The 19,903-nt window shown below is 67.9% G+C and carries 15 protein-coding genes; 2 read left to right on the top strand and 13 right to left on the bottom strand.

Annotated features, from left to right (window positions below):
• Positions 1 to 2 precede the first annotated feature (2 nt).
• The 3 genes from ACX17K_RS15455 to hemC are packed head-to-tail and all read right to left on the bottom strand — an operon-like array spanning position 3 to position 2,706.
• On the bottom strand, positions 3 to 1,040 hold the full coding sequence (locus tag ACX17K_RS15455; protein WP_046167543.1) for a uroporphyrinogen-III C-methyltransferase: 1,038 nt from the start codon (positions 1,038 to 1,040) through the stop codon (positions 3 to 5).
• On the bottom strand, positions 1,037 to 1,768 hold the full coding sequence (locus ACX17K_RS15450) for a uroporphyrinogen-III synthase (RefSeq protein WP_493775508.1): 732 nt from the start codon (positions 1,766 to 1,768) through the stop codon (positions 1,037 to 1,039). Before ACX17K_RS15450 ends, ACX17K_RS15455 begins: the two co-directional genes overlap by 4 nt.
• An 8-nt stretch (positions 1,769 to 1,776) precedes the next feature.
• Positions 1,777 to 2,706 (bottom strand): hydroxymethylbilane synthase, encoded by a 930-nt coding sequence (hemC, locus tag ACX17K_RS15445; RefSeq protein ID WP_493775507.1) that lies wholly within the window; start codon positions 2,704 to 2,706, stop codon positions 1,777 to 1,779.
• A 236-nt stretch (positions 2,707 to 2,942) separates the two neighbouring features.
• Between hemC and ppc the strand changes: the two genes are divergently transcribed.
• Positions 2,943 to 5,639, top strand: coding sequence for a phosphoenolpyruvate carboxylase (ppc, locus tag ACX17K_RS15440; protein WP_493775506.1), 2,697 nt, complete (start codon positions 2,943 to 2,945; stop codon positions 5,637 to 5,639).
• Between the two features lie 148 nt (positions 5,640 to 5,787).
• Here ppc and ACX17K_RS15435 read toward each other — a convergent pair whose 3' ends face one another.
• The 5 genes from ACX17K_RS15435 to ACX17K_RS15415 form a co-directional block, all read right to left on the bottom strand.
• The gene (locus ACX17K_RS15435; protein ID WP_493775505.1) at positions 5,788 to 7,035 is read right to left on the bottom strand and encodes a M28 family metallopeptidase; all 1,248 of its coding nucleotides are present in this window, start codon (positions 7,033 to 7,035) and stop codon (positions 5,788 to 5,790) included.
• Between the two features lie 91 nt (positions 7,036 to 7,126).
• Positions 7,127 to 8,596, bottom strand: a complete 1,470-nt coding sequence (locus ACX17K_RS15430) for a M4 family metallopeptidase (protein WP_493775504.1) — start codon at positions 8,594 to 8,596, stop codon at positions 7,127 to 7,129.
• A gap of 646 nt (positions 8,597 to 9,242) precedes the next feature.
• On the bottom strand, positions 9,243 to 9,884 hold the full coding sequence (gene pdxH, locus ACX17K_RS15425; protein ID WP_493775503.1) for a pyridoxamine 5'-phosphate oxidase: 642 nt from the start codon (positions 9,882 to 9,884) through the stop codon (positions 9,243 to 9,245).
• Positions 9,885 to 9,985: 101 nt separating this feature from the next.
• On the bottom strand, positions 9,986 to 10,810 hold the full coding sequence (locus ACX17K_RS15420; RefSeq protein WP_493775502.1) for a S1/P1 nuclease: 825 nt from the start codon (positions 10,808 to 10,810) through the stop codon (positions 9,986 to 9,988).
• 166 nt (positions 10,811 to 10,976) lie between these two features.
• Complete coding sequence (locus tag ACX17K_RS15415) at positions 10,977 to 11,858, bottom strand: LysR family transcriptional regulator (protein WP_493775501.1); 882 nt, start codon at positions 11,856 to 11,858, stop codon at positions 10,977 to 10,979.
• 91 nt (positions 11,859 to 11,949) lie between these two features.
• On the opposite strand from ACX17K_RS15415, the gene ACX17K_RS15410 reads away from it, so the two are divergent.
• The gene (locus ACX17K_RS15410) at positions 11,950 to 12,864 is read left to right on the top strand and encodes a DMT family transporter (protein WP_493775500.1); all 915 of its coding nucleotides are present in this window, start codon (positions 11,950 to 11,952) and stop codon (positions 12,862 to 12,864) included.
• Positions 12,865 to 12,939: 75 nt separating this feature from the next.
• Here ACX17K_RS15410 and ACX17K_RS15405 read toward each other — a convergent pair whose 3' ends face one another.
• From ACX17K_RS15405 to hemL, 5 genes are all read right to left on the bottom strand, one after another.
• Positions 12,940 to 13,746: a DUF2145 domain-containing protein gene (locus ACX17K_RS15405; protein ID WP_493775499.1), complete on the bottom strand. Its 807-nt coding sequence runs from the start codon at positions 13,744 to 13,746 to the stop codon at positions 12,940 to 12,942.
• The gene (locus ACX17K_RS15400; RefSeq protein WP_158677473.1) at positions 13,743 to 14,207 is read right to left on the bottom strand and encodes a hypothetical protein; all 465 of its coding nucleotides are present in this window, start codon (positions 14,205 to 14,207) and stop codon (positions 13,743 to 13,745) included. The genes ACX17K_RS15405 and ACX17K_RS15400 overlap by 4 nt, the downstream gene beginning before the upstream one ends.
• 69 nt (positions 14,208 to 14,276) lie before the next feature.
• Complete coding sequence (locus tag ACX17K_RS15395) at positions 14,277 to 17,009, bottom strand: DEAD/DEAH box helicase (RefSeq protein WP_493775498.1); 2,733 nt, start codon at positions 17,007 to 17,009, stop codon at positions 14,277 to 14,279.
• 100 nt (positions 17,010 to 17,109) lie between these two features.
• Positions 17,110 to 18,399, bottom strand: coding sequence for a hypothetical protein (locus ACX17K_RS15390; protein WP_493775497.1), 1,290 nt, complete (start codon positions 18,397 to 18,399; stop codon positions 17,110 to 17,112).
• A gap of 152 nt (positions 18,400 to 18,551) precedes the next feature.
• Positions 18,552 to 19,829, bottom strand: a complete 1,278-nt coding sequence (gene hemL, locus ACX17K_RS15385) for a glutamate-1-semialdehyde 2,1-aminomutase (RefSeq protein ID WP_493775496.1) — start codon at positions 19,827 to 19,829, stop codon at positions 18,552 to 18,554.
• Between the last annotated feature and the right edge of the window lie 74 nt (positions 19,830 to 19,903).

Here is a 19,903-nt window from a genome sequence, read left to right as displayed (position 1 = left end):
GTTTACTCCCCGCTGTTGCCTTGGGCGTCGCGCACGGCCTTCAGGCTGGCGCTCATATCAGGCAGGCTGATGTCCAGGGGCGCGCCTTCCAGCTCGCCCAGCGTCGCCAGCCACTGCGAGGAGGCGGCCGCGTCGCGGTCGAAATAACGCTGCACGTAGCTGCGCGCGGCGGCGATGTCGGCGGCGTAAGTCTTGCCGTCGCGCTGCATCAATGCCAGACGCGCGTCCAGCAGGCGCATCTTCAGGTTCTCGCGCAGGAAGAAGGCCTGCTCCGGCGACAACAGCAGCGCCTCCGGCTTGTCCATGCGGCGGATGTGGATCAGCTCGCCCAGGCTGCCGCTGATCTCGGCGGACAGGCGCTCCCACCACGGGGCATCCGCCGCAGGCTGCGCCGGCTTGCCCGGCTGCGCGCCGCCCAGGCGGTGCGAATCCACCACCAGCGGCAGCGAATCCACGCTCAGCATCAGCCGGTCGATCTTGACGGTCAGGCCGACAGTGTCGAGGTAAGGCAGCGCCTTCAGTTTTTCCAGATCGGTGGCCACGGCCTTCTTCACCCCGATCAGCTGCGGACGATCGAACTTGGCGAGCCGCGCGTCCACCATCTCCAGCGCGGAGACAGCGGCGCTGACGTTGCCGGCCAGCTGCAGCTGCTGGCTGGCGATCGCGAGCGTGTGCTCGATCTCGGACAGCAGCCAGTCGGTGCGGTTCTTGGTCAGCTCCTGGTACATGCCGTTCAGCGTCGCGTATTGGCCGGCGGCCTCGTTGACGCGCGCCTCCACCAGCGCCAGCTTGCCGTCGGTGGCGCGGGCGGCCAGCATCGCCTGCTCGGCGATCGCGCGCTGCTCCTTGCCGGCGCCGCTGCCTTCGGCCAGACGGCGCGCCAGTTCCTGGCGCATCGAATCCAGCTGCTGCTGGGTGGAGTAGAACTGCCAGCCGGCCACGCCCAGGGCGGCGACGGCCAGCCACACGGCGAGGCCGGGGCGTTTGCGGGACGGGGCGGCCTGGGCCGGGATGGCTTCGTTGATCTGGGATTCGCTCATGGGTGACGACGGAACCATTCTTTGAGGCCGGCGACCAGTGCGGCATCGTCGGCTCGGGTTGTCACGATGCGTGTCGCGCCGAAAGCGTCCAGGCGCTCGGCGATACGCGGATGCGGCACGCAGTACAGCAGGCATTGTAGCGTTCCCGTCCGGCGCGGGCCAGCCAGTCGGAACAATTGCTCTACCATTTCGCCGGAAGTGATGATGACGGCATCGGGCGGAGCCGCGTCGAACGCCGCCCAGTCCGGCGCGCCGTCGACGCGGCGGTAGACCTCGGCGGCCTCAACCTCGGCGCCTCGCGCCGCCAGCGTATCCGCCAGCAGCGCGCGGCCGCCCTCGCCGCGGACGATCAGCCAGCGCTGGCCGGACACGCCGGCCAGCTCCGGCAGCGCCAGCAGCGCCTCGCTGTCGCTGCCCGCGGCCGGATGCAGCACAGTCTGGCCGGACAAATCGGCCAGCCGCTTCGCGCTGGCCGCGCCGACGCAGGCCAGGCGCTTGCCGGACAGATCCATGCCCGCCAACGCCGGCCATGCCGCGTCTATCGCGCTAGGGCTGACCCAGAACAGCGCGTCGGCTTGCTCCGCCTGCCGCGGCAGCGCGGCCAGCCCGGCGGGCAGCGGCTCGATCTCCATCAGCGGCAGATGCTCCGCCTGCCAACCCTCGGCGCGCAGCCGCTCCAGCAGAGCGGCGCATTGCGCCAGGGGACGGGCGGCAAGGACGCGCCTCATCGCAAGCCTCAGCGCGGCTCGGCCAGCACCGCCTCAATCAGCGGACGGGCGCCGGCGTCGATCAGTTTTTTCGCCACCGCGCGGCCCAGCGCCTCGGCATAGTCGGCCGGCGCGCTGGCGCTGGCGGTCAGCACCACCGAGCCATCCGGATGGGCGACCAGGCCGCCCAGGGTCAGCGCGCCGTCGGCCAGCGTGGCGAACGCGCCCAACGGCACCTGGCAGCTGCCGCCCAGCTCCTTGGCCAGCGCGCGCTCGGCGGCGGTACAGGCGCGGGTGTCCGGATGGTTCAGCGGCGCCAGCAGCGCCAGCAGGTCGGCGCGGCCTTCGCGGATCTCGATGCCCAGCGCGCCTTGCCCTGCCGCCGGCAGGCTTTCCGACGGCGCGAGCTCGCCCTTGATCCGCTCGGCCAGGCCCAGGCGCTTCAGGCCGGCGGCGGCCAGGATGATGGCGTCGAACTCGCCGTCGTCCAGCTTCCTCAGCCGGGTCTGCACATTGCCGCGCAAGGGTTTCACCGCCAGTTGCGGGAAACGGGCGCGCAGCTGGGCCTCGCGGCGCAGGCTGGAGGTGCCCACCACGCTGCCGGCCGGCAGCTCGGACAGGCTGTGGTAGCGGTTGGAGACGAAGGCATCGCGCGGGTCTTCCCGCTCGCACACCGCGGCCAGCGCGAAGCCGTCCGGCAGCGTCATCGGCACGTCCTTCAGCGAATGCACGGCCAGGTCGGCGCGGCCGTCCAGCAGCGCCTGCTCCAGCTCCTTGACGAACAGCCCCTTGCCGCCGATCTTGGACAGCGTCTTGTCCAGAATCTGGTCGCCCTGGGTGGTCATGCCCAGGATTTCCACTGCCAGGTGCGGGTACAGCGCTTGCAGCCGGGCCTGGATGTGCTCGGCCTGCCACATGGCCAGCCGGCTTTCGCGGCTGGCGATGACGATCTTGTCCATGAAACCGGATCCCAATAGAGAGGGTGTAATCAGCTCAGGATTCTACCACGCTGCCGTCATGGGCTTGGCCCGGTTGTTGTTGCGACGCAGCAAGATCAAGGCAAGGCGCTGAAAAATGCCGTAGCGTGTCCACTACGGCGCGGAAGCTGCTTATGATGAATGTTTGCCCGCGGCTGGTGAGGCATGGCCATGGAAGCCGTGCCCATGCCTGACGAGTCGAACACGGGAACAAGAATATGAGCGATCACGACAAGGACCTGCCGCTGCGGGCCGACCTGGCCTGTCTGGACCGGCTGCTGTCGGAAGTGGTGGGCGAACAAGAGGGCGCTGTGGTGTCCGGCGCGGTGCAGGCGATCGCGCTGCGCCGCGGCGACGAGCGCAGCCATCCGTTGCCGCAGCTGGCGCCGGAAGCGGCGGCCTCGCTGCTGCGCGCCTGCGGCCTGTACGCGCAGCTGTTCAACATCGCCGAAGACCTGCACCACAACCGCCGCCGCCGCGCCCACCAGCTGGCCGGCTCCGCGCCGCAGCAGGGTAGCCTGCCGCGCGCGCTGCAGCGGCTGCGCCAGGACGGCGTCAGCTTCCACGCGCTGCACCAGTTGCTCAGCCACGCCAGGGTCGGCGCTATCCTCACCGCCCATCCGACCGAGGTGCAGCGCCAGAGCGTGCTGGACGGCCACCGCGCGGTGCGCCGCTTCCTGTCGCAGCTGAACGCGCCGGACCTGACGCCGGAAGAGCGCGAGGAGCTGGAGGCCAAGCTGAAGCGGGCGATCCTAGCCCTGTGGCAGACCTCCGAGATCCGCCACTTCAAGATGACGGTGCGCGACGAGATCACCAACGGCGTCGCCTACCACCCGCTGGCCTTCTTCGAGGCGCTGCCGGCGCTGTACCGCCGGCTGGAGCGCGAAATCGGCCAGCAGTGGGGCGAGGAGGCGCGGCTGCCGTCCTTCATCCGCGTCGGCAGCTGGATAGGCGGCGACCGCGACGGCAACCCCAACGTCGACGCCGGCCTGCTGCGCCACGCGGTGACGCGCCAGGCCCAGCAGGCGTTCGAACATTACCTGCAGGAGCTGAAGAGCCTGTACCGCGAGCTGTCGCTGTCGTCGCGGCTGGTGGATGCCGGCGCCGAGGTGCTGGCGCTGGCCGAGCGCTCGCCGGACCAGGCGGTCAGCCGCGGCGAGGAGCCGTACCGCCGCGCGCTGGCGACGATGCAGGGCAAGCTGCGCGCCACGGCCCGGCTGCGCGGCGTCGAGCTGGCCTGCCGCTGGGACGAGCGCGCGCCCTACCGCGACCACCGCGAGCTGATCCAGGATCTGGCCAGCCTGTCCGCCTCGCTGCGCGCCCACGGCAGCGCGCTGCTGGCCGACGGCCGGCTGTCGCGGCTGATCCGCAGCGTCGACGTGTTCGGCTTCTTCCTGATGCCGCTGGACCTGCGCCAGCACGCGGCGGTGCATGAGGGCGTGGTGGCCGAGCTGTTCAGCGCCGCCGGCCTGGAGGAATACCGCGCGCTGGACGAAGCGGCGCGGGTGCGGGTGCTGACCCGCGAGCTGGCGACGCCGCGGCTGCTGTTCTCGCCCTACCTGCGCTACGGCGAGCAGGCGGAAAAAGAGCTGGCCATCTTCCGTGAGGCGGCGGCGATCCAGCGCGAGTTCGGCGTCGAGGCCATCGGCCAGTGCATCATCTCCAACTGCGCCAGCGTCAGCGACATTCTGGCGCTGGCCCTGCTGTGCAAGGAGGCCGGCCTGATCCGGCTGGAAGACGGCCAGCCTCGCGCCAGCGTCAACCTGGTGCCGCTGTTCGAAACCATCGCCGACCTGGAAAACAGCGAAACGGTGATGCGCGCGCTGTTCGCGCTGCCGTGGTACAAGCAGCTCTTGGACAGCCGCGAACGGGTGCAGGAAGTGATGCTCGGCTATTCCGACAGCAACAAGGACGGCGGCTACCTGACCAGCCAATGGCAGTTGTGGCAGGCGGAGACGCGGCTGGTGCGGGTGTTCGCCGATGCCGGCGCGCGGCTGCAGCTGTTCCACGGCCGCGGCGGCTCGGTCGGCCGCGGCGGCGGCCCGTCGTACGAAGCCATCGTCGCCCAGCCGGCAGGCAGCGTCGCCGGCCGCATCCGCATCACCGAGCAGGGCGAGGTGATCACCGCCAAGTATTCCGATCCGGCCATCGCCGGCCGCAATCTGGAGGCGCTGGTGGCGGCGACGCTGGAGGCCAGCCTGGGCAACATCCCGGGCGGCGAGGTGGACACCGCGCTGTTCGACGAGCTGTCGGCCAGCGCCTTCTCCGCCTACCGCGCGCTGGTGGAAACGCCGGGCTTCATGCAGTACTTCCTGGAGGCGACGCCGGTGACCGCGATCGCCCGGCTCAACATCGGCAGCCGGCCGGCCTCGCGCAAGAGCTTGTCGTCCATCGGCGACCTGCGGGCGATTCCGTGGGTATTCTCGTGGTCGCAATCGCGGCTGATGCTGCCCGGTTGGTTCGGCGTCGGCTCGGCGGTGGCTGCCTATGTGCAGAAGCACGGCGACGCCGGCCTGGCCAAGCTGCAGCATCTGTACCGCCACTCGCCGTTCTTCCAGGTGGTGCTGTCCAATATGGAGCAGGTGCTGGCCAAGGCCGACCTGGGCATCGCCCGCCGCTTCTCCGAGCTGGTGGACGACCGTGAGCTGGCGGCGCGGCTGTTCGGCGCGATCGAGGCCGAATGGCGCAAGACCCACGACGCCTTCTTCGCCATCACCGGGCAGGCCGAGCTGCTGGAAAGCAACCCGACGCTGCGCCGAAGCCTGGAAACGCGGCTGCCCTTCCTCGACGCGCTGGGCCTGCTGCAGGCCGACTTGCTGGCCAGGCTGCGCGCCGAGCCGGAGGACGAGGACACCTTGTACGCGATCCACCTGACCATCAACGGCACTTCGGCCGGCCTACGCAACACCGGCTGAGCGACCGCTGAGCAGTGGGCCTCCTTGCGATGCGCCGGGAGACCCGTCTGTTCCGGCTCGCGCCACAAAAAAGAACGCGGGGCCGGCAAAGCCGGCTCCGCGTCGCGGCAACCGCCGCGGCAGGAGCGCCGCCGCGGCGAAAACAGACTCAGCGCAGCTTGGCCGCCGGGCCGTCGCTGCCCAGCTCCACCGCGTAAGCGAGCGCCAGCTGCGAGAACTTCAGCGCATGCTTGGCCTGGTTGCCGGAACTCGCCAGCGTATCGTTGCGGCTATGGATGTAGGGATTGGAGTTGTCAAAGCTGGACTCGAACGGGAACGACGCCGCATAACCCTGCGCGTTCCACGAAGCGTGGTCGGAGCAAGCGTAGCCGCACTGGCTGTAGCCGACCTTCAGGCTGGGCAGATAGGTCTTGGCCAGATTGGCCAGGAAGGTGTTCTGCGCGGCGTTGGTGTAGTCGGTGAACAGGAAGATGTCCTGCGCGTCGCCCTGGTAGTTGGTCATGTCCAGCTGCAGCGCGCCCACCACCTTGGCCTGCTGCTGCTTGAAGCGCTTGGCGATGTCGGCCGAGCCGCGCAGGCCCACTTCTTCCGCTGCGTAGGCCATGAACTTGATGGTGCGGCGCGGCTGGTAGTTGCCCGCCAGCAGCACGCGGATCACCTCGGTCAGGCTGGCCACGCCGGAAGCGTCGTCGTCGGCGCCCGGCGCGCGGCTGCTCTCGCCGGTGCCGCTGCCGACGGTGGAGTCCAGATGGCCGCCCAACACGATGGTCTCAGCCGAGTTGTCAGTGCCCTTGATCGTCAGGATCACCGATTTCTGCGGCCAGCTGGCGTGGGCGAACTGCTCGACGGTGACGTCGCCGCGGTTGCCGGCCAGCTGCTTCCATTGGGCGGCGATCCAGTTGGACGCGTTGACGCCGTGGCTGGTGGTGTAGAAGCGGTTCTGATAGTTGGACAGCGACTGGATGGTGCCGAGGATATTGCTGTCCTGCAGTTGCGGCAGCAACTGGTTGACCGCGGCCTGGTTGTCTATCGCGTAGCTGGGCGCGACCAGGCCGGCCAGCGGCGCGGCCGAGCCTTTCAGCGCGGCCTGGGCTTCCTTCAGGTCGCGATGGACGATGAAGCCACCGCAATGGCGCAGGTTTTCATGGATGGAGTCGGACAGCTTGGGCAGCAAGGCCTCGTCCACCTGAACCAGATGCACGGTTTCTCCGGCCGCGCCCTTGGCGAGACGGCCGTCCGCCGCCAGCTGGCGGCTTTCCCGGCTCTTGGCGCCGGCATCCAGCTTGCGCAGCAGCTGGTAGCCCTGATCGCCTACCGAAATCCAGACCGGCTGGGCCTGGGCGGCGCCGGCCAGACCCAATAGGATCAGCAGGGCGCTTTGACGCAGTTTCAACATATGAGGGACTCCCGAGCGAAGGCCGGCGCCTCACGGCGCCGGCCGGGCAGTCAGATGCGGCCCCGGGCGGGGCCGCGTTGGCGACGATGGCTTATTGGCAAGTCACGCCGACTGCGGTGAAGGCCTTGGTAACGTCGGCGCTGTTGTAGCCGCGGGCATCGGCCGCCTTGACCACGCCGCAAGCGGCGCTGTTATAGGTGGCGTTGGCGGTCCAGTACAGGCGGTTGGCGTCGACGAACACTTCGAAGGCCTTGCGGGTGTTCCAGTTCGGGCTGGTGGCGATCAGGTAGAACGCCTTGTTGTACACGCCGCTGGAATAGTGCACGTCCAGGCCGTTGTAATAGTCCTTGGCGTTGCCGATCGACTGGCCGTCCTTGGTCGGGTCGGCGAAGTAGCGCAGCGCGCCGGTCTTCTTGAAGATTTCCGCGCCGACCAGGAAGTCGTTCTTGCCCTTCATGTAGTACTCGGCGGCTTCGCCGGCCATGTCGGAGAACGCTTCGTTGATGCCGCCGGACTGGCCGCTATAGACCAGGCCGGAGTTCTGCTCGGTGAAGCCGTGGCTGACTTCATGCGCGGACACGTCCAGCGACACCAGCGGATAGAAGGTGCTGGCGCCGTCGCCGAAGGTCATCGCGGTGCCGTCCCAGAACGCGTTCTCGTAGTTGCGGCTGTAGTGCACCTTCATCAGCAGCTTCTGGGTGATCGGCTTCAGATTGAACCAGTCCTTGTACAGGTTGAACACCACGTTGCCGAAATAGTGGGCGTCGTTCAGCGGCGAGTAGGCGCCGTTGATGGCCTTGTAGGTATTGGTCGGGCAAGCGAACTTGTACGGGGTGGTGCCGCTGGTGCCGCCGTTCAGGTTGACGGTGGCGACGTTGCCGCTGTCCATCTTGCAGTCGCTGGTGACGATCAGCGGACCGTAGTCGGTGCCGTACAGGTATTTGCCGGTCTTGGCGTTGCCGCCGGGGCCGTTGGCTTCGGCGTGGTTCAGGCCTTCCCATTGCTTGAGCACTTGGCCGCTGTTGGCGTCGATGATCAAATGCGGGCGGCTAGGCTCCTTGCCGTCGACCACGAAGGACACCAGGTAGACCAGCTGGGCGACGTTGCGCTCGTTCAGGCGCACCACCAGCTCGGCCTTGTCGTTGTAGGTGGGGTTGCCGTTGGCCTTCAGCGTCTTGGCCTGCGACAACGCTTGGGCGCCGCTCAGCGTCGGCTTGGCCGAAGCCAGATCGGACTGGATGCCGGCGATGTAGCTGCCGGACAGCTTGCCCTGAACCGCCTTCAGCGCGGCGGCCGGCTTCTCTTCCACCACGGCTTCGCCCCAGACCGGCACGCCCTGGTAGTACTGCTGATAGCGGGTCACCACCTTGCCGGAGGCGAATTGGGTGCTGCGCAGCGGCTTCAGGTCAGCCTGATTGACGCCGGCGAACGCCGTAGCGCTGTTGGCCTGGGCCTTGCCCAGTTTTTCCAGGTCGATACGCTCGGCCGCCATCGCCGAAGCGCTGAAGACAGCCAAAGCGGACAGGACCAAACCACGCAGCATCAGTTGCTGTTTTCTCATCACGGAACTCCAAATGTAGACGGAGCGGGACGGGATGCGTCCCGCGCAACACCGCCAGCTCATGGCCGGCAGTACCGGGAGCCGCGATCTGGCCGGGTCGGGTGGGTCGCTCCGCGACGGAAACGCCGTCGGAGAAGGCGGACGGCCGCGACGGGCGATGGTGGCCGCCGGCGCCATTCTGTGCGGGCCGTGCGCATCGTCTGCCGCCGCCGGCCGCCGCCCGGAACTGCTGCCGGACAGGCCTGCGACTAGCCTTGGGACGAGCTGGAAGCGTCTGCCACGCCTCCGGACTTAACCCGGATTATCCCGGCCCGTTAAATCCCAAATGCATAAAATATGTATTGGATTTTTCTTGCCGAGATTCATCTGTACTTTTGAGCAGTTGCTGAGAGTCTTGCAGAAAAAGCCTGAGCTTAATCAATTGCCAATCAATGCATTACGTGATGATCTTGGAGTTCTGATTCAAACTGAAAAACAACAAATATTTGCACATTAGTTTTTCTGTACCGGTCCTATTTGCAAAAATATGACAGTTGCAGAAGACCATGCGCCGCGCGAGGCCGAGAAATGGCAAAGGCCCGGTTGACCGGGCCTTTTCACAGGGCTGGGAGAGAAGCGAACCGCGAACACGGTCCAGGAGCCAGGCTCAGGGCGCGAGGCGGGAGCGGCGCCAGGTGCCGTCAGGCTGCAGCGTGTACAGCACCCGGTCGTGCAGGCGGCTGGGGCGGCCCTGCCAGAACTCGACCCGCTCGGGCGCCACCGCGTAACCACCCCAATGCGACGGGCGCGGCACATTGATAGGGTGCCGGGCGCCGAACATCGCGGCCCGCGTCACCAGCACGGCCTTGGACGCGATCTCGCTGCTCTGCTCGCTGGCCCAGGCGCCCAGGCGGCTGGTATACGGCCGGCTGGCGAAGTAGGCGTCGGACACCTCAGGCGCCACGCGCGCGGCCTTGCCCTCCACCCTCACCTGGCGCTCCAGCTCCGGCCAGAAGAAATTCAAGGCGACATAGGGATTGGCTTCCAGCGCCTGCCCCTTGCGGCTATGGTAGTTGGTGTAGAACAACAGCTGGCCATCCTCCACGCCCTTGAGCAAGACGATGCGGGACGACGGCCGGCCATCGGCGCCGACCGCGGCGAGGTTCATCGCCGTCGGCTCCGGCACCTGCGCGGCGATCGCCTCGTTCAGCCAGACTTCGAACTGCGCCGCCGCGTCGGGCAGGCAGTCTTCCGGCGACAATTCTTTCTTCGAGTATTCCAGACGGATATCGGCAAGGTTCAGCGACATGTTTCCTCCTTGGCCGTCCATCTTAGTCGAACGCGGCCGCGCCGGAAATGCGCGCGATCAGGTTCCGCCCGCGGCAGGCGGAACCTGAACCGGCGCGGCGCTTAGTTCAGCGCCTGGTTGATCACCGCGGCGATGCGGGCGCCGGCCTTGGCCAGCTGCTGGTCGACCAGCAGGCCGCCGGCGCGCAGATAGGTGTTGTCCAGGTAAACCGGCGTCGACGGCGACGCGCCGCAGCTGAAGCCGGCCAGCGGGCCGTAGACGTCGGCGCGCGCGTACTGGTTGGACTCATGCACCCAGTCCATCACGCTGCCGCTCTGCCAGCCGGCGATGTTGCGCTGGTATTGCTGCAGATCGCTGGCGGCCCAGGTTTTCTCGTTGGCGCCGTTGAGCTCCTGCTGCACCAGCGCGGTATCCCACACCGAGTGCAGATTGCTGACCTTCTTGCTGCCCGGCAGCTGCACCTTGAAGTCGTTGCCGCCGCGGTCCAGGTTGTCGGCCGCGTGCAGCGGCTGGTGGATGTCGCCCACCATGTGGATCAGGAAGGTCAGCGCCTGCGCGCGATCGGCCTTGCTGGCGGCGCGGTCGGCCAGCACCTGGCGGTAATGGTCGATCTGGTTGGACGCGCAGTTGCCGTCCGGGCACTCGTCCTCGGTCACGCCGCTGCACACCGGCTCGTCGTTGTAATGCCATTGGTCGGAGCCAGGCAGGGTCTGCTTCAGATCCTGCTTGTGCTGGTCCATGTACAACGCCAGCTGGGCGAAATCGGCGTTGGGTACCAGCTTGGCCACTTCGGCCTTGGCCTTGGCGCTCAGCAGTTGCTGGGCAATGTAGCCGGTGATGCGGTGGCCTTCCTGGCCCCAGGCCAGCGCCTGGGCGCTGCTGGCGGCGAAAGCGGCGGACAGCAGCAGTGCGAGTGCTTTCTTCATGTTCTCTCCCGGATGATTGCTTTTGTTTTGATGGCCGGCGAAATGCCAGCGCGGCGCATCATACGGGACAAATATGAAAAACAGATAAATATTTTCACATAGAACTAGTTTTGCGGTTTATTTTCCATTTTGGAAATATTTCAAATCAAGCATTTGCGCAATCGCCCTATCGATCCCCACCCAGCCACGCGCGTTCCAGCAGCATCGTTTCCAGCGCCTGCAAGGCCGGCAGGCAAGTCTGCCGGCGGCGGATCAGCAAGGTCGGCGCGCGGGACAAGTCGTCCGGCAACGCGTGCGTCGACACCTGGGCCGCCATCTGCGGCATGCTGTCCAGCAAGGACTGGGGCAGCAAGGCCAGACCCATGCCGCAAGCCACGCAGCTGAGCATCGCATGGTAGGAGCCCAACTCGACGATGCGCCGCGGCTGCACGCACTGGCGCCGCAGCCAAGCCTCCAGCCTCTGGCGGTACGAGCAGCCGCTGCCGAAGGTCAGCAAGGTGGAATCGGCCAACTCTTCCAGCGATGGCGCGCCCCGCGCGGCGGCGGCCACCAACACGATATCCTCCACCGCCACCACGATCTGCTCCAGCCTGTCGTCATCCAGCGGCCCGCTGACCAGCGCCGCGTCCAGCCGCCCGTCCAGCACCGCGGCGGTCAGCGTCCGCGACTCCCCGGTCTGCAATTCCAGCTGCACCGCCGGATAGCGCGCGTGATAATCGGCCAGCACCGGCGCCAGCCTGGCCGCCGCCGTGCTCTCCATCGCCCCCAGCCGCAGCCGTCCGCTGGGCGCGGCGTCCGCCATCGCCAGCCTGGCCTCTTCGGCCAGGTCCAGCAGCCGCTGGGCGTAATCGTTGAGCCGCCAGGCGGCGGCGGTGGGCACCAACCGCTTGCCTTCGCGCAGAAACAGTGCCACGCCCAGCTTGTCCTCCAGCTGGCGCAGCCGGGTAGTGACATTGGACTGCACCCGGTGCAGCCGCTGCGCGGCGCGGGTGATGCCGTCTTCCTGCAGCACCGCCTGGAAGATTCTCAGCTCATCCAGCTCCATCATTCTTTCCTTGAGATTATTTCAATCACAATAATTCATTTTTTAAGAATAATGAAGCGGTCTAGGATGCGGGAAACCCTTCTGGAGAATCATCATGACCTCACCCAGCATCAGGCAAGGCTATCTGGCGGCGGCCGGCGCCGTCGCCATCTGGACCGGCTTCAACATCGTGTCGCGGCTGGCCGGCAAGAGCGCACTGGCCGGCACCGACATCCTGGCGCTGCGCGTCGGCACCGCCGCGCTGATCCTGCTGGCCTGCGGCGGCCTGCCGCGCGGCGCGCTGCGCGACGCCCGGCTGTGGCTGCTGACCTTGCTCGGCGGCCTCGGCGTCAGCATCTTCGCCTATTGCGCGTTCAAATTCGCGCCGGCGGCGCACGGCGGCCTGCTGCTGCCGGGGCTGCAACCCTTCCTGGTGGCGCTGGCCACCTGGCCGCTGCTGGGGGAGACGCCGCAAAAGCACAAACTGCCCGGCTATGCGCTGATCGCGCTGGGCCTGCTGCTGAGCGCGCTGCCGCAGTTGGGCGGGCACGATGCCGGCCAGGCCTGGATAGGCGATCTGATGTTGCTCGCCGCTTCGGTCAGCTGGGCGGTGTTCGGCGTGCTGGCCAGGCGCTGGGGCTTCGCGGCCTGGCCGCTGACGCGCGCGATCACCATCATGGCCGCGCTGCTCTATCTGCCCGTTTATCTGTTGTGGCTGCCCAAGCATCTGGCGGAGGCGTCGTGGGGCATGCTGGCCTTCCAGGCGCTGTACCAGGGCGTGGGCGCGGCGATCCTGGCGATGCTGTTCTACCTGCGCGCGGCGGCCGTGCTGGGCGCGGTGAAGATGGGCGTGCTGTTCGCGCTGATTCCGATTCTGGCCGGCCTGCTGGCCGCGCCACTGCTGGGCGAGCCGATGACCGCCAGCCTGGCGGCGGGCCTCGTCAGCGTCAGCCTGGGAGCATGGCTGGCGGCGCGGGAACGCCGCGCCGCGCCGCGGCCGGCTCCCGCCGCCGCCGTGTGCAAGGCCTAGCCCGCCCACTCCGCGCGATCGGGCGCGCCGGAAACGAAAACGGCCCCGCGGGGCCGTTTGGCGAAAGCGCCGGACTCAGTAGCGGCGCGCTTGCGCGCCGGCGATCTCCTCCACCTTCCAGCCTTCCTCGCGCGCGTCGAGAAACTGGATGATGGAGTCGACCGATACCGTCTGGATGCGATCGGCGAAACGCAGTTCGTTAGGGTGGTCGTCGAAGGCGACATTGGCCTTGAACATGCGGCCGCCCAGCCGGGTCATCGGCCCCAGCTTGAGCTCGGTGGGCTGGTAGCCGTTCAGCTTCAGCCACATCTGTGCCTGCTCGCGGCTGCGTATCGCCGTCTCGTGGCTTTCCGCCGCCACCAGTTGCTCCAACACCCAGACGTTGGAATTCTCGTAACGGGTGGAGTACGGGTAGGCCAGCAGGTTGTAATGCGCGGTGTGCAGCTCGCGCAGCTTGGCCGGCTGGTTCAGCCGCTCCAGCAGCCGCGACGCCACCTGGGGCGGCGGCACCAGCGCCACCGAGTCGAAACGGAACATGTCGTCGAGGAAGAAATTGCCCAGGCCTTCGTACCACAGCTCGGAGCGGTCGGTGCCGCAATCGTTCAGCAGATGCGCCACCCGCCAGCGGCGGTCCGGCTCGGTGCGATAGACGATGCCGGCATGGGTGTAGCGCAGATTGTACTGGCTGAGGTCCTGGCCCATCCGGCCCAGCACCACCACGTCGCTGCCCAGCTGGTCCAGCCGCTGCTGCACTTTCTGCGCGGTCTGCATCGCCATGCGGAAAGTCTCCGGCGTCAGCGGCTTCTCCTCGCAGCTCTGGCCGGCGACGGCCAAAGCCGGCAGCGTCAGCGCGAGCGCGGCAAGCAAGCGCGCCGGCTTCATCCCGGAATCCTCGAGTGCTCCAGCAGCGCCTCGCCCACCTTGTTGGGAATGAAGGCCAACACCTTGCCCGAGGCCACCAGCAGCGTGCCGCTGGCGGTGGCGGTCACCTGCACCGAAGCGCCGACCGCCGCGCCGGACGCCTTCACCGCGGAGCCGGAAACCTTGACCAGCAGCTTGGCGCCGCCCTGCACCGAGTCCAGCGTCAGTTCCGCCACGTCGCCCACGCCCTGGACGATGCCGGCGATCACATAGGCGCTGCCGGTCACCGCCAGCACCGGGCCCAATGCCGATTCGCCATGGCCCTGCGACGCGCCGCCCACGCTCACCACCGGCGCGGCCAGGATGGACAAGGCCCCCATGCCTATGGTTTGCGAGCCGTTATTGCCGATGGAGGGATCCGCCAACGCGGGCCAGGAAGCGGCCAGCAGCACAGCGCCGGCCAATAGGGAGTAACGCGACATGATGCAACCTTGGTGTCATGAAGATGGCTGCCATCATGCCAATTCAATTGTAAACAGGCAATTGTCCCATTACCGGACATCGCCGCGCAGCAAGGCCAGCAACGCCTCGCCGTCCAGCCTGGCGCTGGCGTCGCCGCCGGCCAGCAGGCTGTCGGCCAATGCCCGCTTGTCGCGGTGCAGCTCGACGATCTTTTCTTCGATGGTGCCGGCCGCCACCAGCCGGTACACCGTCACCGGCCGCTGCTGGCCCATGCGGTAGGCGCGGTCGGATGCCTGGTCCTCCACCGCCGGATTCCACCATGGATCCAGATGGATCACGTAATCGGCGGCGGTGAGGTTGAGGCCGGTGCCGCCGGCCTTCAGGCTGATCAGGAACATGTCGCCGTCGCCGGCCTGGAACGCGTCCATGCTGGCCTTGCGCTGCTTGGTCGGCGTGCTGCCGTCCAGATAATGGAAGCGGACGCCTTGCTGCTTCAGATGCTCGGCCGCCAGCGCCAGGTGGTCGACGAACTGGCTGAACACCAGCGCCTTGTGCCCATTGTCCAGCAGCTCCTCGCAGATCTCGGCGAAGGCCGCCAGCTTGCTGGCCGGCAGCGCGCTGTCGGGCTGTACCAGCTTGGGATGGCAGCAGAAGCGGCGCAACCGGGTCAGTTCCGCCAGCGCCTGCATGCTCTGGCCGCCAGCGGCCGGATCGGCCTCCGCCACCCGGGCCAGGGCCTCCTGCCGCATCGCTTCGTAGACGTGGCGCTCCTGCTCGGACAATTCGATCAAGCGCGTGGTCTCGGTCTTGGGCGGCAGCTCGGTCAGCACCTCGCGCTTGGTGCGGCGGAGCAGATAGGGCTGGATCAACGCTTTCAGCTGCGCGCGCGCGGTTTCGTCGCCGTCGGCGATCGGCTGGGCGTAGCGCTGCTCGAACTGCGCCAGATTGCCGAGCAGCCCAGGCGCGATGAAGCGGAACAGGCTCCACAGCTCGCCCAGATGGTTTTCCACCGGCGTGCCGCTGGCGGCCAGGCGGAAGTCGGCGCGCAGGCTCTGCGCCACTTGGGCGCGCTGGCTTTGCGGGTTCTTGATCGCCTGCGCCTCGTCCAACACCGCCGACGCCCAATGCACGTCGCAAAACGCTTCGGCCTCGCGCTGCAACAGCCCGTAGCTGACAATCACCAAGTCTCCCGGCCCGACGTCGTCCAGCCGGCGCTGCTGGTGGTAGGCGCGCAAGCGCAGGCTGGGCGCGAAGCGGGCGGCCTCGGCCATCCAGTTCAGCGCCACCGAGGTCGGCGCCACCGCTAGCTGCGGGCCCAGATGGGCGCGAGTCAGCAGCAAGGACAAGGTCTGCACCGTCTTGCCCAGGCCCATGTCGTCGGCGAGGCACGCCCCCATGCCCCAGTGCGCCAGCCGCGCCATCCAGGCAAAGCCTTGCAGCTGGTAAGGCCGCAGCGTGGCGTTCAGCGTCGCCGGGACCTCGGGATCGAAAACAGCCGCCTCGCGCCAGCGCGCCGCCTGTCGCTGCCAGCCGTCGTCGCCATCGAATTGCCCGGCGTCCTCGCCCAGCGCCTGCAGGCGCGGGCCGGCCAGCGGACTGATCGCCAATCCATCCGGGCCGGCGTGGTCGACCAGGCGGGCCAGCTCGCCGAGCCGCTCGCCCAGGCTGCCGGACAGCATCAGCCAGTCGCCGTCGGACAGTTGCAGATACTTGCCCTTCTGGCTGGCCAGCGCCGCCAGCAGATGGCGCAAGGTCAGGATGCGGCCGTCGTCCAGCTCCAGCTCGCCGTCGGCCTGCAGCCAGCCGCCGCGCCGCTTCACTTTCAACTTGAGCTGCGGCATGCCGTCGGCGGCCGCCAGACGGATCTTGTCGCCATGCGGCCACAGGCAGACGGCGCGCGCCTCGCCGGCCGCCTGCAATTGCGCCAGCAGCGACAAGGCCGAATGCTGGTCTGAAAACAGCCAGCCGTCGCCGTCGCGCTGGCCGCGTCCTATCGCCGGGCAGGCCTCGCGCAGCGCGCACAGCCGGGCGGCCTCATCGGCCAGATCGCGGACGAATTGGCGGTACTCGCCATCGATATCCAGCACCAGTCCGGCCGCGCCGCGGCCCGCCGCGCTCCAGGCGGCGGCCGGATGCGGCTTGACCTTCAACTGCAAGCGCAAGCCCTCCGGCTGACGGGTCAGCAGGGCGTACAAAGCTGGATCGGCCGCCGCGCTGGGCAGTTCCGGATCGAAAGCCGGGCTGGCGTCCACCAGCGGCAAGCCGGGCGCGACGTCGCGTATCGCCTCCAGCACCCGCTGCCGCGCCTGCCACGGCACGGCCAGGCCGTGGCCGACCAGATCGGCCAGCGCTTTCAGCTCGTCGGTCAGCTGGTAGACCAGCAGCCGCTCCGGCTGCGGCCGCTGCCACAAAGCGCCGCCGCAGCCGGCCAGGCCTTCCGGCAGCAGCTTCAGCCGCAACTCCGCGCCTACCCGCTCCATCTGCAGCGCCGCTTGGCCGGCCTCGACGCGGATGCGCCGCGCCGGCGCGTCGGCGTCGAACAGCAGCGGATGATCGATCAAGGCCGGCAACAGCGGCGCGGCGTCGATCAGGCCGGCGTCGCCGTCGTGCCTCTCCAGCAAGGCCAGCAGCTGGCGCAACAGCGGCAGGTCGTGCGGCCGCACCGCCTCGGCCTGGTCGTGCAGCAGGCCGGACAGCGAACAGGCGCGGCCGCGGCTCCAGCCATCGGGACCAGCGGTTTGCAGCAAGGGCTGCAGCTGGGCGCCGGAGTCGGCCAGGCGCAAGCGCCAGATCAGGCGGGAAGAGGGTTGCGGTTCAGTCATCGCGCATCGAGGAACGGGAGGTGGGGCCGATGTTGCCGGATTCGGGGCGCGCTGCAAAGCCGGATGCGAAAACGGCGGCCTCGGCCGCCGTTCCCGTGTGCTAGGCGCTGCCGCCGTCGCAGCCACCGGCCTGGGTGGGGATGTTCAGCAGATGGACGAAGGCCTTGCCGTTCCAGCGCCACAAGCGGTCGCAAAAGCCCGCCGAGCCCACGCGCAGATCATGCACGCCCGCCGACACGTCCCGGGTGCGGCGCACCTGGGCGGCCGGCATGCCCAGATTGGCGCGCAGGCGGCCCCCGCCGTCGCGGACGAAGACCCAGACGGAAGCGCCGGCCGCGCCCGAGGTGCAGCCATTGCCGCCGCGCACCCATAACTGCTCTTGTCCGCCGTCTCGTTCAAAATGGCCATTCAAGGGGTAAGGATCGTCGCAACCGTTCGGACCGACGAATCCCGCCTCGCCATCCTGCGAGACATAACGCATATCCAGCTGGGCCAATACATCTTGCAGATCGACATCCGACAGCTTGCGCCCCTTGCCGAATAAAGCCTCGTTGGCATCGGCCGCCGGCGTGTCCGGCCCCTGGGCCTGCGCCTCGCGCTCCGGCCGCGTCGGCAAGCCTGCGCGCACCCGGCAGTCGACATCGGCGCAGACATATTCCCAACGGCGGCGGTCGAAGCGGAAATCAAAGCTGGCCAGCTGCTTGTCCTTGCCGTCGCGGACGATCGCCGACAAGGGATAGGCCGCGGCCTCGCCCCGGGCGCTGTCGAGCTGGTAGGCGAACTTCAGCCCGGCGACGGTATTGGCGTCGCGGCCGAACACCTCTCCGCCGATGGCCACCACTTGGTCGTCCTTGGGCGCGTAGAACTGCGGAAAATCCTCGGTTGCATCGCGTCCGGCAGCGAACCAGCCCATATAGCCATCGCGGGACAAGCGCAGCAGCTGCGCCTGGTCGGGACCGGCGGCGCGGCGATTGAGGAAATCCAGCTCGCGGCTGCCGGCGATAGGCGCCAGGGTATCGGCGTCGGCGACGAAGGCGCCGACCAGACCGCTCAGGTCTTCGTCGCTCGCGCCCTCTTTACTGCCGCTGGCCAGCAAATACAGCCGCCGCTCGCGGCCGGCGGCGACGCGGTCCAGCGCTACTGGCCGCAGGCAGTAATCGCCGCCGTCCTCGCGCAGGTAATGCCAGCAGTCCCGCTGCGGATCGCGCTGCTCGCTGCCGTAAGCGCGGTTCATGATGCCTGCCGCCAGCCTCCGCGCGGATGCATCCGTCAGCGCCAATCTCTCCACTTTGACCTGATCGCCGCCTCGCAGCAGCAAACCTCCGGCCAGGATCGCGGCCGCCAGCGCGACGCCGCCGCCGGCCAGGCGCAGCCTGGTCTTCCTTTCCATCCACATCCCCTTCACTGCCGCAATGTCCCGCAGACCCATCGGGTCCGAATCTTTTTTTCATTCGGGGCAATATTACCAACTCGCCTCGTTTTTTCCAGCGCAATGAAAAAAGGGAGCCGAAGCTCCCTTGTGCTTTACCTGCCGCTAAGTGTTCAGATGCGCGCGAAGGCCCTGCCGGCGGCGGCGAGGGTTTGCTCGATCATTTCATCGCTATGCGCGGCGGAGACGAAGCCGGCCTCGTAGGCGGACGGCGCGAAGTAGATGCCCTCGTCCAGCATCGCGTGGAAGAAGCGCTTGAAGCGTTCGATGTCGCAGCCGGTAGCCTCGGCATACGACTTGGGCGCCTTGTCGCTGAAATAGAAGCCGAACATGCCGCCGACGCTGTCGGTGGACAGCGTGACGCCGGCCTTCTGGGCCTCTTCCGCCAGCCCCTGGGCCAGGCGCGCGGTGCGGTTGCCCAGCGTTTCATAGAAGCCCGGCTGCTGGATCAGCTTCAGCGTAGCCATGCCGGCGGCGACGGACAGCGGATTGCCGGACAGGGTGCCGGCCTGGTAGACGGTGCCCAGCGGCGCGATCTTGCCCATGATGTCGGCGCGGCCGCCGAAGGCCGCCAGCGGCATGCCGCCTCCCACCACCTTGCCCAGCGTGGTCAGGTCCGGCGTGACGCCGTGCAGGCCCTGGGCGCAGCCCTTGGCCACGCGGAAGCCGGTCATCACTTCGTCGTAGATCAGCACCGCGCCGTGCTTGTCGGTCAGGCTGCGCAGCGCCTGGACGAATTCGCGCGACGGCTGGATCAGATTCATATTGCCGGCGATCGGCTCCAGGATCACGCAGGCGATCTTGTCGCCGATTTCGGCGAAGGTGCGGGACAGTTGCTCCACGTCGTTGTATTGCAGCACCAGCGTGTGCTTGGTGAAGTCGGCCGGCACGCCGCCTGACGACGGGTTGCCGAAGGTCAGCAGGCCCGAGCCGGCCTTGACCAGCAAGCTGTCGGAATGGCCGTGATAGCAGCCCTCGAACTTGACGATCAAGTCGCGGCCGGTGAAGCCGCGCGCCAGACGGATCGCGGTCATGGTCGCCTCGGTGCCGGACGACACCAGCCGCACTTGCTCGACGGACGGCAGCAGCTTGCAGATCTCCTCGGCGATCACCACTTCGCCCTCGGTCGGCGCGCCGAAGGACAAGCCGCCGGCGGCCGCTTCCTGCACCGCCTTCACCACGTCCGGGTGGGCGTGGCCGACGATGGCCGGGCCCCAGGAACCGACATAATCCAGATACTGTTTGCCGTCGGCGTCCCAGAAATAGGCCCCCTCGGCGCGGGCGACGAAGCGCGGCGTGCCGCCGACTTGGCCAAAGGCGCGCACTGGCGAGTTGACGCCGCCGGGGATCACTTGCTTGCCACGTTCGAACAGTTCCAGATTGCGGGACATGAGGTTTTCCTTGTCTGGCGGCGCGGGCCGCGCCGCGGAATATGGGGATGCGCGGCGGAGCGTCTGCGGGTGCC

This window comes from Chromobacterium sp. INPA-IVC (assembly GCF_059047085.1).
Note: the sequence above shows the minus strand (reverse complement) of the source record. Positions and strands in the feature narration are given on the sequence as shown.

Bases quoted from the DNA above. Each gene is read 5' to 3' on its own strand.
- ACX17K_RS15410 (WP_493775500.1), top strand. From the start codon at position 11,950: ATGACCTCACCCAGCATCAGGCAAGGCTATCTGGCGGCGGCCGGCGCC.
- ACX17K_RS15405 (WP_493775499.1), bottom strand. From the start codon at position 13,746: ATGAAGCCGGCGCGCTTGCTTGCCGCGCTCGCGCTGACGCTGCCGGCT.
- ACX17K_RS15430 (WP_493775504.1), bottom strand. From the start codon at position 8,596: ATGAGAAAACAGCAACTGATGCTGCGTGGTTTGGTCCTGTCCGCTTTG.
- pdxH (WP_493775503.1), bottom strand. From the start codon at position 9,884: ATGTCGCTGAACCTTGCCGATATCCGTCTGGAATACTCGAAGAAAGAA.
- ACX17K_RS15390 (WP_493775497.1), bottom strand. From the start codon at position 18,399: ATGGAAAGGAAGACCAGGCTGCGCCTGGCCGGCGGCGGCGTCGCGCTG.
- ACX17K_RS15415 (WP_493775501.1), bottom strand. From the start codon at position 11,858: ATGATGGAGCTGGATGAGCTGAGAATCTTCCAGGCGGTGCTGCAGGAA.
- ACX17K_RS15400 (WP_158677473.1), bottom strand. From the start codon at position 14,207: ATGTCGCGTTACTCCCTATTGGCCGGCGCTGTGCTGCTGGCCGCTTCC.
- ACX17K_RS15420 (WP_493775502.1), bottom strand. From the start codon at position 10,810: ATGAAGAAAGCACTCGCACTGCTGCTGTCCGCCGCTTTCGCCGCCAGC.
- hemL (WP_493775496.1), bottom strand. From the start codon at position 19,829: ATGTCCCGCAATCTGGAACTGTTCGAACGTGGCAAGCAAGTGATCCCC.
- hemC (WP_493775507.1), bottom strand. From the start codon at position 2,706: ATGGACAAGATCGTCATCGCCAGCCGCGAAAGCCGGCTGGCCATGTGG.
- ACX17K_RS15450 (WP_493775508.1), bottom strand. From the start codon at position 1,768: ATGAGGCGCGTCCTTGCCGCCCGTCCCCTGGCGCAATGCGCCGCTCTG.
- ACX17K_RS15395 (WP_493775498.1), bottom strand. From the start codon at position 17,009: ATGACTGAACCGCAACCCTCTTCCCGCCTGATCTGGCGCTTGCGCCTG.
- ppc (WP_493775506.1), top strand. From the start codon at position 2,943: ATGAGCGATCACGACAAGGACCTGCCGCTGCGGGCCGACCTGGCCTGT.
- ACX17K_RS15455 (WP_046167543.1), bottom strand. From the start codon at position 1,040: ATGAGCGAATCCCAGATCAACGAAGCCATCCCGGCCCAGGCCGCCCCG.
- ACX17K_RS15435 (WP_493775505.1), bottom strand. From the start codon at position 7,035: ATGTTGAAACTGCGTCAAAGCGCCCTGCTGATCCTATTGGGTCTGGCC.